The 16399-nt window shown below is 65.2% G+C and carries 13 protein-coding genes and 1 pseudogene; 4 read left to right on the forward strand and 10 right to left on the reverse strand.

Annotated elements, in window-relative coordinates:
- From I5M_RS08220 to I5M_RS08230, 3 genes are all read right to left on the reverse strand, one after another.
- The coding region (locus I5M_RS08220; RefSeq protein WP_031335876.1) for a YgiQ family radical SAM protein at positions 1-1115 on the reverse strand (1115 nt) is incomplete at its 3' end.
- 124 nt (positions 1116-1239) lie between these two features.
- Positions 1240-3888, reverse strand: a complete 2649-nt coding sequence (locus tag I5M_RS08225) for an EAL domain-containing protein (protein ID WP_307705286.1) — start codon at positions 3886-3888, stop codon at positions 1240-1242.
- A gap of 339 nt (positions 3889-4227) precedes the next feature.
- Positions 4228-4638 carry a hypothetical protein gene (locus I5M_RS08230; RefSeq protein WP_022720962.1) on the reverse strand — a complete coding sequence of 137 codons (411 nt, stop codon included), beginning with the start codon at positions 4636-4638 and terminating at the stop codon, positions 4228-4230.
- Between the two features lie 378 nt (positions 4639-5016).
- Between I5M_RS08230 and I5M_RS08235 the strand changes: the two genes are divergently transcribed.
- The gene (locus I5M_RS08235; protein ID WP_022720963.1) at positions 5017-5214 is read left to right on the forward strand and encodes a hypothetical protein; all 198 of its coding nucleotides are present in this window, start codon (positions 5017-5019) and stop codon (positions 5212-5214) included.
- A gap of 2 nt (positions 5215-5216) precedes the next feature.
- Here the strand turns inward: I5M_RS08235 and I5M_RS08240 are convergent, their stop codons facing one another.
- From I5M_RS08240 to I5M_RS08255, 4 genes are all read right to left on the reverse strand, one after another.
- The gene (locus I5M_RS08240; RefSeq protein WP_022720964.1) at positions 5217-6482 is read right to left on the reverse strand and encodes an acyl-CoA dehydrogenase family protein; all 1266 of its coding nucleotides are present in this window, start codon (positions 6480-6482) and stop codon (positions 5217-5219) included.
- A 69-nt stretch (positions 6483-6551) separates the two neighbouring features.
- Positions 6552-6887, reverse strand: a complete 336-nt coding sequence (locus I5M_RS08245; protein WP_022720965.1) for a cytochrome c552 — start codon at positions 6885-6887, stop codon at positions 6552-6554.
- 8 nt (positions 6888-6895) lie between these two features.
- Positions 6896-7330: a hypothetical protein gene (locus tag I5M_RS08250; RefSeq protein ID WP_022720966.1), complete on the reverse strand. Its 435-nt coding sequence runs from the start codon at positions 7328-7330 to the stop codon at positions 6896-6898.
- 177 nt (positions 7331-7507) lie between these two features.
- Positions 7508-9226, reverse strand: a complete 1719-nt coding sequence (locus I5M_RS08255; protein WP_022720967.1) for a bifunctional diguanylate cyclase/phosphodiesterase — start codon at positions 9224-9226, stop codon at positions 7508-7510.
- 203 nt (positions 9227-9429) lie between these two features.
- Here I5M_RS08255 and I5M_RS08260 point away from each other — a divergent pair, with 203 nt between their 5' ends.
- Positions 9430-10272, forward strand: coding sequence for an SDR family NAD(P)-dependent oxidoreductase (locus I5M_RS08260; RefSeq protein ID WP_022720968.1), 843 nt, complete (start codon positions 9430-9432; stop codon positions 10270-10272).
- 178 nt (positions 10273-10450) lie between these two features.
- Here the strand turns inward: I5M_RS08260 and I5M_RS08265 are convergent, their stop codons facing one another.
- Together I5M_RS08265 and I5M_RS08270 are read right to left on the reverse strand one after the other, a co-directional pair.
- Positions 10451-11830, reverse strand: coding sequence for a cytochrome P450 (locus I5M_RS08265; protein ID WP_031335883.1), 1380 nt, complete (start codon positions 11828-11830; stop codon positions 10451-10453).
- A 120-nt stretch (positions 11831-11950) separates the two neighbouring features.
- A complete protein-coding gene (locus tag I5M_RS08270) occupies positions 11951-13243 on the reverse strand; it encodes an adenylate/guanylate cyclase domain-containing protein (protein ID WP_244431955.1) in 1293 nt (430 codons plus the stop codon).
- 161 nt (positions 13244-13404) lie between these two features.
- On the opposite strand from I5M_RS08270, the gene htpX reads away from it, so the two are divergent.
- Both htpX and I5M_RS08280 read left to right on the forward strand, forming a co-directional pair.
- A complete protein-coding gene (htpX, locus tag I5M_RS08275) occupies positions 13405-14379 on the forward strand; it encodes a zinc metalloprotease HtpX (protein WP_022720971.1) in 975 nt (324 codons plus the stop codon).
- A gap of 276 nt (positions 14380-14655) precedes the next feature.
- Positions 14656-16089, forward strand: coding sequence for an MFS transporter (locus I5M_RS08280; protein ID WP_022720972.1), 1434 nt, complete (start codon positions 14656-14658; stop codon positions 16087-16089).
- On the opposite strand, the pseudogene I5M_RS08285 reads toward I5M_RS08280, so the two are convergent.
- A pseudogene (locus tag I5M_RS08285) lies at positions 16062-16399 on the reverse strand (aminotransferase); the annotation flags it as partial. The gene I5M_RS08280 and the pseudogene I5M_RS08285 sit on opposite strands and share 28 nt — an antisense overlap.

Raw genomic sequence — 16399 nt, forward strand, 5'->3', positions numbered from 1 at the left:
GAGCCTTCGGAGCGGCTCTGGATGATGCGGCCCTCGTGCTCGGTGATCGAGCAGAAGGTGCAGCCGCCGAAGCAGCCGCGCATGATCGTCACCGAGGTCTTGATCATATCCCACGCCGGGATCTTGGCGTTGCCATAAGACGGGTGCGGCGCGCGGGCGTAGGGCAGGTCGTAGACCGAATCCATCTCGGCGGTGGTGAGCGGGATCGGCGGCGGATTGAGCCACAGATCGCGGTCGCCGTGGCGCTGCACCAGGGGGCGCGCGTTGCCGGGATTGCTCTCCCTGTGCAGCACGCGCGAGGCGCGCGCATAGGCTTCCTTGTCCTGCTCGACCTGCTCGCAGCTCGGCAGCCGGATCACCACGTCGCCGCGCACCTGCCTGGCGCCTTCGTCGGCGGCGTCGAGATCGTCGGCGGGGAGTTCCGTGTAGTTCTCGGGCACGCGGCGGAACAGCGCGACGCCGCGGATATCGTCGAGCTCGCGCGGCGCTTCGCCGGCCGCAATCCGGTGCGCCACTTCGACCACGGCGCGCTCGGCATTGCCGTAAAGTAACAGATCGGCCTTGGCGTCGGCCAGCACCGAGCGGCGCACCTTGTCGGACCAGTAATCGTAATGCGCGATCCGGCGCAGCGACGCCTCGATGCCGCCGAGGATGACCGGCACGTCCTTGAAGGCCTCGCGGCAGCGTTGCGCGTAGACCAGCGTGCAGCGGTCCGGCCGCTTGCCGCCTTCGCCGTTCGGCGTGTAGGCATCGTCGTGGCGCAGTCTGCGGTCCGCCGTGTAGCGGTTGACCATCGAGTCCATGTTGCCGCCAGTGACGCCGAAGAACACGCGCGGCTTGCCGAGCGCGCGGAACGGCTCGGCGCTCTGCCAATCCGGCTGCGAGATGATGCCGACGCGGAAACCCTGCGACTCGAGTAGCCGGCCGATGATCGCCATGCCGAAGCTCGGATGGTCCACATAGGCGTCGCCGGTCACCAGCACGATATCGCAGGCGTCCCAGCCGAGTTTGTCCATCTCGGCGCGGCTCATCGGCAGGAGCGGCGCGGCCGGCCGTTTAGTCGCGACAGGGCGCGGCCATTCCATCAGCGGTGTTGCGGCGAGGGAGGTTTGCATCGCTGACGAATACGATTGTGGGGCGCCGAATTCAACGCCCAGGGGCCGGCAAATACGCGATTGTCATCGCCGCCGGGAACAGGCGGCGACTGATCGGCTGGTCGTCGCTGCCTGCGGCGATGGTTTAAGCGGCCTGCGTCTCGGCCTGCGGACCGAGCAAATCGCGGAACGCCGCGGCCGGCACGGCCGGGCTGAACAGGAAGCCCTGCATCTGGGTGCAACCCAGCGTCTTCAAGATCTCGCGCTGTGCCGCGGTCTCGACGCCCTCGGCTGTCGTCGTCATATGGCGCGACGCGGCGATGTTGACGACCGCCTGGACGATCACCTGCGAACCTTCCGCGGTGTCGATGTTGTCGACGAAACTGCGATCGATCTTGATCTTGTCGAACGGGAAACGCTGCAGATAGCTCAGCGACGAATAGCCGGTGCCGAAATCGTCGAGCGAGATCCGCACGCCGAGCGTGCGCAGTTGCTCGAGCGTGCCGAGTGCTGCATCGTCGTCGTCGATCAGCACCGCCTCGGTGACTTCGAGCTCCAGCCGGCTTGCGGGTAGTCCGGTCGAGGCCAGCACCGTCGCCACGGTGAGCGCCAGCGACGGCTCGCGGAACTGGACGGGCGAGATGTTGACCGCGAGCGTGATGTGCGACGGCCAGCGCGCCGCCTCGGCGCAAGCGGCCGCCAGCGTCCATCCGCCGATCTGATTGATCAGGCCGGTGTCTTCGGCGATCGGAATGAACTCGGCCGGCGAGATCATGCCGCGGGTCGGATGGCGCCAGCGCAGCAGAGCCTCGCAGCCGGCGATCTCGCCGCTGCGCAGGTCTACCAGCGGCTGATAATGGATTTCGAAGCCGCCATCGGCGATCGCGCCGCGCAGATCGAATTCGAGCTGGCGCCGCGCCGTGGCGATGGCGCCCATTTCCGGCTCGAAGAAGCGGAAGGTGCGACGGCCATCGGCCTTGGCGCTGTACATCGCCAGGTCGGCGTTCTTGACGAGCTGGTCGAATTCGTCGCCGTCGCGCGGTGCCAGCGCGATGCCGATCGAAGCGTCGGTCGACAGATGATGATCGAGGCATTGCAGCGGCGCGCGAATGGCGGCGTGGATCTTGTTCACCAGCCGTTCCGCAACGATTTCGTCTTCGACGCCGGGTTTGATCACCGCGAATTCGTCGCCGCCGAGCCGGGCGACGAAGCCGTTCTCGCCGACACAGCCGCGCAGGCGCAGCGCAATCTGCTTCAGCAACTCGTCGCCGATCGGGTGGCCGAGCGTGTCGTTGATGCTCTTGAACTCGTCGATGTCGATATACAGCAGCGCGAACTGTGCGCCGTCCTTCGTACTCTGCAGCTCCTTCTCCAGCCGCTCGCGGAACAAGGTACGGTTCGGCAGATCCGTCAGGCTGTCGTAATGCGCCAGATAGGCGATCCTCTCGTCGTAGCGCATGCGCTCGGTGATGTCCTCGTGGGTGGCGACCCAGCCGCCGCCCGGCACCGGAACGCTGGTGATCTGAATCGAACGGTCGTGCGAACTATGCGCCACCGATGTGTTCCGGATGGTCACTGCGTCGAGCACTTCGGAGCAGTAGCGGTCGACGTCGCCGACGAACGATCCGGTCTGGTGTCGATAGACGATGATGTCGCGGAAATTGCAGCCGGGCTTCACGACGTCGCTCGACAGCCCATACATCCGCATGTAGCTCTGATTGCAGATCACCAGCCGGCGCTCGGCATCGAACAACAGCAGGCCCTGCGACATGTTGTTGATGGCGGTGTGCAGTCGCTGGGCGTCGAGCTGCAATTGGCGCTGCGTCGCCTGATAGTGCTTGCCGAGCTGCCGGGTGATGAGCAGCAGAATGACGGCTACGATGACGGCCGATATGCCGGCGGCGGCGCTCAGCAGCTTGGTCTGCTTGCGCCACTCGGCCAATGCCTGGTCGACCGTCGTGGCGGTTACCACCACCAACGGCAGCGCGGACAACGCGTGCGACGACACCAGCCGATCGCGGCCGTCCATCGGGCTGGTCAGCCGGACGGTGGTGTTGGTATCGAAGACGCCCTTCTGCAGCGCCAGCCCTTTGCGGAAATTTCGGCCGATCTTGCCATCCATGTGCGGATGCCGGGTCAGCAGCACGCCGTCGCGATGATGCAGCGAGATTGCCGACTCGCCCCCCAGCGACACCGACGCGAGGAATCGGTCGAAATATGATGGCGTCAGGGCGCGGGTAACGACGCCGAGGAAGACGCCGTCCGCGTTGGTGAGCCGCTGCGCCATGACGATCGACCAGCCCCCGGCCAATGCGTCCGGCACGACCTCGACGGTGATGCGCGGTGCGGCGTTCGTCTTGTGGGCTGTGAAATAGTGCCGGCCGGCGATCGAGAGGTCCGGCACCGGCCAGGTATCCGAGGCGTTGATCAGGACGCCGCTGTCGTTGAAGATCTTGATCGACGTGATGTCGGTCGCGTCGACTGCCTTGGCGCGCAGCAGTTCGTGCGTGGCGAGCGTCGACATCTGGCCGCTGAACGTATCGGGCGAACTGAAATTCTCCTGCCTGACCATGCGCACCACGTCGCTTTGGACGGCGAGAAAATCCTGGAGTTCACGATCGTAATGATGCGACAGCAGCAGCGCCGTATTGGACAGTTCGCGTTCGCTGTTGCGCAGCGCGTTTTCGCGGAAGGTGCCGATCATGATCGCCGCCACGATCGCGATCGCAGCAATCAGCAGGACGCCGGAGACCAGCAACCAGGTGATGGGGCGGTGTCGCAGTACTTGCGACAAATTGAATCGCGCGTCCGGCTCGGGCGCGGATTCAAAGGCCGTGTCTGCTGGCGCGCTAGGTTGCATCCCGCAATATTACTAGCGGACCGTGGCGACCCGGTTAGCAAGCAGGGTAAGCAAAGCCTAAACCCGGGGCCGCAACCTGTGAGGCACAAAGGGCGCGCCGGATTTCGGTTAATGACGGGTTTCTTCGGCCGGCGCTGTCGTTCGCTCCAGTTCAGGCCCAAACAAAAAGCCGGTGGTGATGCCCGCCGGCCCTTTGCCACCCACGCCGAAGCGGTACACGCCGCGGCAGAAAAACGAAGCTCCGATCCTGCAAGGAAGATCGCGAGCTGAAGCTCAGTGCACCGGAGTGCCGCTCCGGGGCGAGCCGGCGCTGGCACTGTTGGCGCGGTAGACTTCGAACACGCCCCACACCACGACGGCCAGGAAGACCAGCACCACCAGATTGCGTGGCAGCATCTGCGAGACGGCGACCAGCGCCACCGAGACGGTGCACGCCTTCACCAGCTTGGTCTCTTCGGTGAACAGACCCTTGAAGCGCTCGATATTCTCCTGCTTCCACAGCGGTGGATTGAGGTTCTGCACCCCGAACCGCTGCCAGGCGCCCTTGAAGCCGAGTTCGCGCGCCCACAGCAGATACAGCGCGACCACGAACACCAAAAGCGCAACGACCGCGCCGGGCGGCCCGGCGGCGTAGCCGATGACGATCACCAGAGCGATTGCGAATGCGGCGAGCCAATACTGCATGATGTGCCTATCTCACCCGGCAAGCGGGTGCCTTCAGGTTTATCCACGCGCGCGGCGCGGTGGAATCAATTGGTGCCCCGGACGCGTTCGCGGCAATGCAGCGACAATACCGCGGCGTTGCTCCGCGCTCGCGATGGGGTCGTATGGTGCAAACTGGCACAGTCCGGCCCCAGCCTCGTTGAGATACGGCAAATGAAAAATGCCTGCCAGTCAGGCGAATGCTGACAGTCGCCATTGGGCGAAAGTCTTCCGCCGACGCGGATCGCGCAGCCGCGATGGTAGTCGGTGACACCCAGGGCTCGGTATTCATACCAGCCGCTGATTTAATCAGTGGGTAACACCGTCGGCGAATATTCGCCCAGACGGGAGAACACCGACATGCAGCTGCAGACGCTCGAAACCACCGACCTGAAAGAAGCTCGCCGGTCGCGGATTGCCCAATTCAGTGGACGAGCGGCGACGCTCAAAGTCGGCGGATCGTCTGTCACCGGCATCGTCCGTGCCGTGAAGGAAGACAAGACCGGCGAGCGCCCGCGCTGGATCGTCACGGTCGTCGAACAGCCGAAGCGGAGTTGAGTTCACTCGCCGAGCAACTGCGTCGGCGGTACGAACTGATAGGCATTGCGGCCGGCTTCGGCCTTCGCTTTGGCGAGCTCCGCCCGCGCCACCACGCGCAGATGCACTTCATCGGGTCCGTCGAGAAACCGCATCGCCCGTCCCCAGGTCCATAGATACGACAGCGGCGTATCCGGCGTCAGTCCCATGGCGCCGAACACCTGCATGGCGCGGTCGACGATCCGGGTCTGCAGCCGCGCCGCCACCAGCTTGATGGCAGAGACATCGATCCGAGCCGCCGCATTGCCTTCGCGGTCCATGCGGTGCGCCGCCCGCATCACCAAGAGCCGCGCCTGATCGATCTCCAGCCGCGATTCCGCGATCCAGTCCTGGATGTTGGCGAAGTCGGCGAGATGCCGGCCGAACGCCTCGCGCTCCAGCGCGCGCTCGGTCATCAGTTCGAGCGCGACCTCGCATTGCCCGATCGTGCGCATGCAGTGATGCACGCGGCCAGGCCCCAGCCGGTCCTGCGCCAGCTTGAACCCTTGGCCTTCCTGGCCGAGCAGATTGCTTACCGGCACGCGCACGTCGGGAAACAGCAGTTCGCAATGACCCTCGGGCGAATGATAGTGCATCACCGGAATGTTGCGGACGATCGACAATCCCGGCGTATCCATCGGCACCAGCAGCATCGAATGCCGCTCGTGCGACTGCGCCGGCCGATCGAGGCCGGTCACGCCCATGACGATGGCTAGTTTGCAGTTGGGATGCGCCGGGCCGGTGATGAACCATTTGCGGCCGTTGATCACGTAGTCGTCGCCGTCGCGCCGGAGCGTGGTGCGGATATTGCGGGCGTCCGACGAGGCCGCGTCCGGCTCGCTCATCGCGAAACAGGAGCGGATTTCGCCGATGAGCAGCGGCTCCAGCCATTGCGCCCGCTGCGCCGGCGTGGCGGCGAGGTGCAGCAGCTCCATGTTGCCGGTGTCGGGCGCGTTGCAGTTGAAGACTTCCGACGCCCAATGCACCCGGCCCATGATCTCGGCCAGCGGCGCGTATTCCAGATTGGACAGTCGCTGACCGGGGTCATCGTCGCCGAGACCAGGCAGAAACAGGTTCCAGAGGTCCTCGGAGAACGCCCGCGACTTCAGCCGCTCGATCAGCTCGAGCGGATAGCGCCCCGCTGCGACCTCACGGTGCCAGGCAGTGTTGGCCGGCTCGACATGGAAGCGCATGAAGTCCGAGAGTTGCGCCCGCAGCCGCTCGACCTTCGGGCTGAAATCGAAATCCATGGCGCGGCCTTCGGGATGCGGGCGGCAAAGCTGTCGGTCACCCGCGCGGCTTGCATGGGATGCGATCGATCAGTTGCGCTTGAGGCTGAGGATGTATTGGACGATCTCGGCCGCGTCGCCCGGCGCGATGATCAGGTTCGGCATGGCGGTGTGATTGGAGCGCAGGAAGACGTTCAGCGACAACGCCGTCGTCGACGGCAGGTTGGCGATCTGGACGAAGTCGGGGCCCTTGCCGCTGGTCTGGCCCGGCGCGACGGCATGGCATTCGGCGCACCACGCCGCTGCCAGCTTGCGTCCAGCACCGGCATCGTCCGGCAGCGTCGAAGCGGCGGCCGGGCGATGCGCCAGGATCAGCAGCGACGCCGCGACGACCGAAAACGCCGTGCGAAGTCGCCGCCGTGTCATCGTTGCGATCAATGCCGCGCAGGCGCGGGCTCGACGTGGAAGTCGGGCTCGAGAGCGTCCAGCGTCACCTTGTTGGCGCAGTACGCCTTGTAGTGATCGGCCAGCGAGCCGTCGGCGATGTCGTGGTCGCACTCCGCCTTGTGGCGGCACAGCGCGCAGACGCGCTCGAGGTCGCGCATGACCAGAGGCTGCGCGCGAGCGATGGCGGCTTCGTCGATGCGGAGAACCTTGAGCAGTTCGCGCAGCTCGTCGGCGTGATGCGGGCCCTGGCGAACAAGTTCGTCGAGATCGGTCGTCGTGACGCCGAGATCATGTGCGATGCGGCCGAACTCGGCGGCGTCGAACTGGCACATCTCGACGATTTCGCGGCGGTGCTTGAGCCAGTCGGCGAACGTCTCGATCAGTCGGTCGACGATGGGGTAGGGACGGGAATGGGCAGGCATGGTCGCCCTCCAGAAATCTGAAAGTGCCGGACCATCGCTGATGAATCGCAGTGCTACATTGCGCCAGATCAAGCAATATGGTGCTCGATCCGACCGTCGTGCGGCCGAATTTCGGTCATGATATCAGTATCTTGAGCTAATTGCGCCGCTCGCCCTTGTGGATCATACGGAGCCTCGTCAGCGGCGGCTGATCGTACTACGCATCGATGACGTCCGCGCTGGCTCGAGGTGGCGACCGGACTCCGTGGAGCGACCGCCGATGAAGGCGGGTGTCGAGGATTTCAGCTCCTCGAGGAATATCGGCTTGGAGAAGTAATAGCCTTGCGCGTAGCGGATGCGGGTCATCGTCTGCAGATAGGCGAGCTCCTCGAAGGTCTCGATGCCTTCAGCGATCACGGTCATGCCGAGCGCTTCGCTCAGCGACTCGATCGCCTTGAGGATGCCTTGGCTGCGCGGCCGCTTGTGGATGTCCGTAATGAAGGACCGGTCGATCTTGATCTCGTCGGCGGTGATATCGGCGAGCGCCGACAGCGACGAATAGCCGATGCCGAAGTCATCGATCGAAATGCGAACTCCGATCGCGCGCAGCATCGGCAGGATCTCGGTCTGAAAGTGAGTCTTGGCGACGAACGCATCCTCGGTGACTTCGACGATGAACCGCGTCGGGCATTCAGTGGCCGCGAGCGCCTTCGAGAACGCGCGCATGAACTCGTGGTTGCCAGCCTGCTTGGCGGCGACATTGATGCTGATGCTGGCGTGCGCGCCGAACGTAACGTCGATCAAGTCGATCGATCGCACGATCTCGTCCAGGACCAGATGCGTAAGTTCGTCGATCAATCCGAGCTGGACCGCGAGATCGACGAAGGTGCCCGGCGCCTGAATGACGCCGTTGTCATCGCGCAGCCGCACCAAAGCTTCGATGCCTTTGACCTCGCGGGTCCGGATGTCGACCTTGGGCTGGAACGCGCAGCAGAACCGCTTGTCGAGGATTGCCTGGCGCAGCGACTGCTCGATCGCCATCCGCTCATTCGCTTCGCGCTCCATCGTCGCGTCGAAGATCGCGTGCGCGCCCTTGGTGGCGCTCTTCACCCGATACATCGCGATGTCGGCGTTCTGTCGCAGCGTATCGTAGCTGCGGCCATGGTCGGGATGAAGACTGACGCCGATCGAGGCCGAAGCGAAGACTTCGGAGCCGTCGATGTAGAACGGCGCCTTGAGCCGCTCGAGCAGGAACTCGATGAATTCGCCGACTTCAGCGGCGCTCTGCACCGGGTTCAAGAGCAGCAGGAATTCGTCGCCACTGATGCGCGACACGAGGTCGGTCGCGCGGAGCTCCAGCGCCAGCCGCTTGGCGAAGCCGACCAAGAGCGCATCGCCGACGGCGTGGCCGTAGTAGTCGTTGATGTGCTTGAAGTTGTCGATGTCGAGAAATGCCAGCGCGAAGCGGTGCGGCATTGTATCGTGCAGCAGCGCTCCGGTCTGACGCTCGATCACGCTGCGGTTCGGCAGGCCGGTGAGCTCGTCGAAATAGGCGCGGCGAAACAGATCGTCCTCGATCGCCTTCTGCTCGCTGATGTCGAGCGAGCTCGACAACAGCAATTTGCGACCGCCGAACTCGACCGGCTTGTGGACGGTGAGCAGCGCCCGCGCCGCGGCACCGTCGTCGATGCGTTCCTCGCGCGTCACTGTCCGTCCGCCGTCCAGCATGGCGGCGACGTCGTGGTCCGGGCGGTTGGTGGTGCCGCGGAATTGTCGCGCGGCTGCGTCATTGGCCAGAATGAGTCGGCCGCTTTCGTCCTGAACAGTGACGGCTGCTGGCAGCTCCTGCAGGATTCGTTCGGCAAAAGCGGCAGCCGCAGGCCTCACGGCGCCCGCATCTGCGGTTTGCTCCGTCATCGTCGACGGGTATGGTTGAAGGGCGCCCGACATGCTCGGCAGGATGGCGCTGCGCCCTCTATACTTGGTTAAGTGAAGTGGGAAACCCGCCGAAGAGGCCGCTCCAATTCAACTTGAATTGCGGTGGTGGGATTTGTCATTAACAGAATATCAATTCCAAAGAGTGCGGGCGGTATCAGCACGCCGAAGCAAGGGAGAACGACATGGGACGGCTCGAAGGCAAGGTCGCGGTGATCACCGGGGCCACCAGCGGAATCGGTCTGCGCAGCGCCGAGGTGTTCGTCGCAGAGGGCGCCAAGGTCGTCATCGCCGGCCGGCGGGTACGCGAAGGCGAGGCGCTGGCCGAACAACTCGGGCCGTCCTGCCTGTTTCGTCAGACCGACGTCACCGACGAAGAGCAGATGCGGGCGCTGATCGCCCAGGCGGTGGATTCGTTCGGCCGCATCGACTGCCTGTTCAACAACGCCGGCGGTCCCGCCCAGACCGGCGGCATCGAAGGGCTCGAGGTCGACCGCTTCGATGCCGCTATGGCGACGCTGGTACGCAGCGTCATGCTCGGCATGAAGCACGCCGCGCCGCATATGAAGAAGCAGGGCTCCGGTTCAATCATCAACAACGGCAGCATCGCCGGCCGGCTTGCCGGGTTCTCCTCGTCGCTGGTCTATGGTGCCGCCAAGGCGGCGGTGATCCACTTCACCAAATGCGTCGCGATGGAACTCGGCGAATCCGGCGTGAGGGTCAATTCGATCTCGCCCGGCGCGATCGCCACCGGCATCTTCGGCAAGGCGCTCGGCCTCACCACCGACGCGGCAGAGAAGACCGCCGCGACGATGCGCGAGATCTACAAGACCGCACAGCCGATCCAGCGCGCGGGCATTCCGGACGACATCGCCAATGCGGCGGTTTTCCTCGCCAGTGACGAGTCGAGCTTCATCAACGGCCACGACCTCGTCATCGACGGCGGCATCACCGGCGGCCGCAACTGGACCCAGCAGCAGCAGGGCTACGTCGCGTTGCGCAAGGCGTTCGATCACAGCGAGGGGTAGTTCAAGCAGCGCAACAGCGCTTTGCTTGCGGTTATTATCGCGGCCGTCATCCTGAGGTGCGAGCGCAGCAAGCCTCGAAGGATGACAGCCACAGGCGTGGAGCCCATCCTTCGAGGCCGGTTCGAGCGCGTGCCGCGCTCAAACCGGCACCTCAGGATGACGCCGTATGCAACATCAACTACTGCAACGCCGCCACGTTCACCCGCAGCCCGTCCTTCGGCTTCGGTATCGGCCACATCTGCCAGCTCGACTGGTAGTTCGGCGGCAGGCTGACACTGACGTTCTGCAAGAGATGCACGGCGAAGCACTTCGCCTGCATGTAGGCGAAGTTGAGCCCGAGGCACATATGAGCGCCGCCACCATAGGGGATCCAGGCGAAGCGGTGGCGGCCGCGGGAGGCTTCTTCACTGAAGCGCATCGGGTCGTATTTGTCGGGATCGGGCCAGATGTCCGGCATGTGGTGGGTGAACAGCGGGTTCACCGCCACCATGGTGCCGGCCGGAATGGTGTAGCCGCGGAAGGTGAAGTCGCGCGTCGCCCGGCGCGGTAGCGACGGCACTGGCGGCCGCAGCCGCATGGCTTCCTTGAAGGCCATTTCGGTCAGCGGCAGCGCGTCGAGCTGTTCGAAGCTGATCGGCTCGCCTGGCTTCAGCCCGAGGCCGGCGATCTCCGCGCGCAGCTTCTGCTGCCACTCGGGAGATGCGGCCAGCGCGGCGACGAACGACGTCAGCGACGAGGTCAGCGTGTCGTGCGCCGCCATCATCAGGAAGCTCATATGGTCGATGATGTCCTGGTTGGACAGCAACGCACCGTCGTCGTGCGTCGCCCGGCACAGATGCGAGAACAGATCGTCGCCGCCTTTGGCGCGACGCAGCGGAATCTGCTCGGCGAAGTATGCGACGATGCGTTTGCGGCCGCGGACGCCCCGCGCCATCGCGGTGCCGGGCCAGGGCTTGCGGATCGGCGCCACCGAAGCCGCCACCATGTCGATGAAGGCACGGTTGACTTCTTCGGTCTCGGCGCCGATGGCGGTGCCGAGGAAAGAGGTCGCGGCGAGGTCGAGCGTCAGCTGCTTCATCGCCGGATAGCACAGCATCTCGCCGGGCTGCGCCCGCCACTGCGCGATCCGCCGGGCGATGCCGGCATTGAGTTCGGCCAAATAGGACTGCATCGGCCCGGCCTTGAAGGCGACCGACAGCGCCTTGCGGTGCAGGCGATGCTCGTCGAAATCGAGCATCATCAATCCGCGCGGAAACAGCAGCCCGAGGATCGGATTCCAGCCGTGGGTCGAGGAGAACAGCTTGGTGTTGTCGAACAGCACCAGCTCATTGGCGTCGGGGCCCAGCATGGTAATCGAGGTCTCGCCGAGCACGCGGCTGCGATAGACCAGCCCGTAGGTGCGGGCCATCATCTCGATCTGCCCCTTGGGGTCGGCCAGCACGTCGAGCGTACGGCCGATGATCGGCCAGCCTTCGTCGCCGGGAATGTGAGCAAGCGCACTCCGCTTCGGCGGCACGGGCCGAGCGACGACTGACGAATCCGCGACCTGGATCGACATGGCTTTCCTCCGCTTCGGATTGGCGGCGTGATCGGGCAACCCGTCCGCCGGCTCTTGTTTGTGATTGAAACTAAGTGGCGTCTGCGCGTCTTGGCAAGGCGAAAACGCTGGATTGCTGCCCTATGAGGCTGCGGCCATTGGCGCGCTGGTGGCCCGATCGAACGGGCTGAGAATCGCCATCGGCGCTGCAACGCCGCGCAACGGGTAGTCGCCGAGGGACTCGAGTGGTACGTCGATATGGCGGGCCGCTGCCGCGGTGATCAGGATGTTGCGCCCAATGCTCTTCTGCAGCGCTTCGACCCGGCTGGCTTCGTTGACGGCAGGCCCGATCACGGTGAAATCCAGCCGCGCCGGCGCGCCGATATTGCCGAAGAACACCTCGCCCTCGTGCAGCGCGATACCAGCCTTCAGCGGCCGCCAGCCGGCCACATTGGCGAGTTCGGGCGACGGTTCGGCGCTCAGCCGAGCCAGCCCGGCCTGCGCCTCCTCGGCTGCGGCGAGCGCCGAGTTGCCGGCGGTGCGCGGCTCTTCACCGAGCGGAAACACCGCCAAGAGGCCATCACCGATGAACTTCAGCACTTCGCCGCCGTGCGACAGCACGCTGCCGGCGAAGATCTCGAAATACGCGTTGAGCAGCGCGATCATGTCGGGAGCGTCGAGACGGTCGGACAGATCGGTGAAGCCGCGCAAATCCGACACCCAGATCACCGCCCGGATCGCTTCACCCGAACCGCGCTTGATGTCTCCGCTGAGAACCTTGCCGGCGGCGGCCGGACCCAGATAGGCGCCGAGCGCATTGGTGGCGATCCGCGCCGCGATATGGCGCTCGACATGCAAGGTGAACAGCCCGAGCAGACGCTCGATCTGCTCGAGATGGTCGTCGCTGAAGCCTGACGGGTTCGCGGTCGCCAACGTCATGGCATGGCGAAAACCCTCACCTCCCAACGGCAGCGCCAGATACTCGGTGTAACCGCCTTCAGCCAGATCGCGCATGATCGGAAATTCGGCCTGCGCCTCCGCGGTCTGAGGATTGCGGCGGATCGGCTCGCGTTGCTCGTAGAGACGCCGCAGCGGGTTCAGCTTGAAAGCATCGGTGTCGGCGGTCGACTGCTTGACCTGCACCTCGTCGCACAGCCCGTCCGAAGCGCGCCAGTTCCAGGCAAAGCCGAGCAGTTGCGGATGCAGAGTGCCGATGTGCAGCGTGGCCCGATGCACCGGCAGACCGGCAGCATTCATCCGCCAGAACAGCGCTTCGAACGTCGGCAACAGTTCGGGTTCGGCCGCGGCCTCCTGCAGCAGCCAGCGGGCGATATCCATCATGGTCTGCACAGCCGGCGCGCAGCTCGGCCCGCGGCAGCTTTGCTTCAGGATCGTGACGCCCGGCGGATAGTTCCGCACGGCGTCTTTCGGCATTTGGATTGCGGCAGAAGGCTCGGTCACTGCGACAGTTTGACTTGCAATTGCGGCTGCCGCAAGCCGCGACGCGCCGCCGCATCGAGCGATCTTGTTCCGGGACACGGACTTCCCATGTCTCGTCTGCGCCATGGCGTTTCGCGTGGTGCAGGAGGAGGACCATGAGTTACTTCAAGACCGCCCTGTTGCTCGCCGGCCTGACCGCCCTGTTCATGGGCATTGGCTTTCTGATCGGCGGCGCCAACGGTGCGTTGATAGCTCTCGTCGTCGCTGCGGCGATGAACATCTTCACCTATTGGAATTCCGACCGGATGGTGCTGTCGATGTACGGCGCCCATGAGGTCGACGAGCGCACCGCGCCGGATCTGGTGCGGATGGTGGCCGAGCTCGCCGGCCGCGCTTCGCTGCCGATGCCGCGGGTCTATGTCATGGACAATCCGCAGCCCAACGCCTTCGCCACCGGCCGCAATCCGGAAAATGCCGCCGTCGCCGTCACCACCGGCCTGATGCAGCAGCTGAGCCGAGAGGAATTGGCCGGCGTCGTGGCGCACGAGCTGGCGCACATCAAGCATCACGACACGCTGCTTATGACCATCACGGCGACCATCGCCGGTGCGATCTCGATGGTGGCGCAGTTCGGCATGTTCTTCGGCGGCAATCGAGAGAACAACAACGGCCCCGGCCTGATCGGCTCGCTGGCGCTGATGATCCTGGCGCCGCTCGGCGCCATGCTGGTGCAGATGGCGATCAGCCGGACCCGCGAATACGCTGCCGACGATATGGGCGCGCGGATCTGCGGCGAGCCGATGTGGCTCGCCTCGGCGCTCGGCCGCATCGAGGCGGCGGCGCATCAGGTGCCGAATGTTGAGGCCGAACGTGCGCCTGCGACCGCGCATATGTTCATCATCAATCCGCTGTCGGGCCAGGGCATGGACAATCTGTTCGCCACCCATCCGTCGACCGACAACCGCATCGCCGCGCTGCAGCGGCTGGCTGCGGAGCTTGGCAGTGGCAGTGGATATCGTGCTGCCCCTTCCGGCTATGCCCAGCCGGCCAGCCAAGCCCCCTGGAGCGGCGCCGCTCGCGGTTCTGGCCGGCCTCCGAGCAGCGGTTCGCGTCGCGGGCCGTGGGGCTGAGGCAATGCGCCGACGATGAGGCGCTTGGATGTATAAATGGCTGCAAGGCCCCGGTTCTCCGGGGCCCTTTCCATTTTCTGCATCAGCCACCGTCATTGCGAGGAGCGCAGCGACGAAGCAATCCAGCTCCGTGCACTGAGCTGGATTGCTCCGCTGCGCTCGCAATGACGGGTTGAGAGAGTAAGGGCGAAAAAGGGACGCTTACCTGCTTGGTAATCGACTCCATGACGGAGAGCTGCGACGCTCGGCGAAAATCGAGCCTACGAGGAAGCGTCCATGGACATGAGCGTCGCCGCAATCGCCGAGCCGTCCCGCCGCTGGCAGGTGCTGGCCATCGTCGTCGCCGCACAATTCATGTTCGGGGTCGATGCTTTCATCGTCAACGTGGCGATCCCGACCATCGCCAAAGACCTTGCCGCATCGTCCTCGCAAATTGAGGCGGTGATTGCGGTGTATCTGATCGGCTACGCGACGCTGATCATCACCGGCGGTCGGCTCGGCGACATCCTGGGTACCAAGACGGTATTCCTGATCGGCGTCGCCGGCTTCACGCTGACGTCGCTGTGGTGCGGATTGGCGCAGTCCGGCACCGAGCTGATCCTGGCGCGGCTGGCTCAGGGCGTCACCGCGGCCCTCATGGTGCCGCAGGTGCTGGCGACGATCCACGTGCTGTTTCCGGATGCCGCGCGCGCCAAGGCGTTCGCGATCTACGGCATCGTGCTCGGGCTGGCCGGTGCGGCCGGCTTCGCGCTCGGCGGCTTGCTGGTAACGCTGGACCTGGCGGGCTTCGGCTGGCGGGCGATCTTCTTCGTCAACCTGCCGGTCGGTGTGTTGATCATCGCGGCAGCGGCGCATGTGATGCCGCAGGCGCCGCGCCGGCCCGGCACCCGGCTCGATCTGCCCGGCGCCGTGATCCTGTTTGTCGGGCTGCTCTGCCTGATCGGCCCCGTCCTGTTCGGCCGCGAAACGCATTGGGCGTCGTGGCTGTGGCTTATCGTGGCCGGCGGCTTGCTGATCGTCTGGATTTTCCTGCGCTATGAGCGCGGCGTCGCGCGGCGCGGCGGCATGCCGCTGATCGACCTCGACCTGTTGGCCGATCCGGCTTTCGTCCGCGGCCTCGGCGCGGTGTTCTGCTTCTTCTTCGCCAACCTGTCGTTCTATCTGGTGACGACGCTGTACATGCAAGCGACGCTGCGGATCGCCCCGCTGTGGGCCGGGCTGGTGTTCATGCCGCTGGCGCTCGCCTTCGTCATCGCCTCGCGGCATTCCGGAGCGCGCGCCAGGCGTCGCGGCACCTTGGTGCTGATCGAAGGCTGCGTGCTGCAGATCATCGGTCTGGCCGCGTTGGCCTCGACCGTCGTGGCCGTCACGTCGCCGGCTCCGGTGGTGCTGGCGACGGTGATGATCGTGTTCGGCTACGGCCAGGGACTGGTGATGGCGCCGCTATCGGGCGCGGTGCTGTCCCATGTGCGCGCCGGCAGCGCCGGCTCCGGTTCTGGTCTGTACGGCACGACGACCCAGATCGCGAGTGCCAGCGGCGTCGCGGCGGTCGGCGCCGTGTACTTCGCCGTGGCGAGCGCAAGCTCGGCCCTGCTGGCGCTCCAGGTCTCGCTCGGCCTGGTCGCGCTGTCGCTCATCGGCAGCATCGTGCTGCTGCTCCGGATGCGGCGCGCCGCCGGGGCTCAGGCCGCGACTGCTTCTGCCAGGTAGCCGATCGCCGCATCGACGCCGCTTTTACTATGCGGGATCTTCAGCGCGTTGAGCGCCATCTCGATGACGCCGAGCGTGCCCAGCACCATCGGGGCGTTGACGTGGCCCATATGGGCGATGCGGAACGCCTTGCTCTGCAGATCGCCGATGCCGACGCCGAGCACCACGCCGCATTTCTGCTTGCAGTAACTGTGCAGGCCGGCGAGATCGGTGCCTTCGGTCGCCCGCACGGTCGTGACGGTGTCGGCGCGCTCGGCGGGATCTTCGATGTGAAGCCGAGCGCCTGGCCCTCGCTCCAGCGCCAACGCGC

The sequence above is a fragment of the Rhodopseudomonas sp. B29 genome, from assembly GCF_000333455.1.
GTDB lineage: Bacteria > Pseudomonadota > Alphaproteobacteria > Rhizobiales > Xanthobacteraceae > Rhodopseudomonas.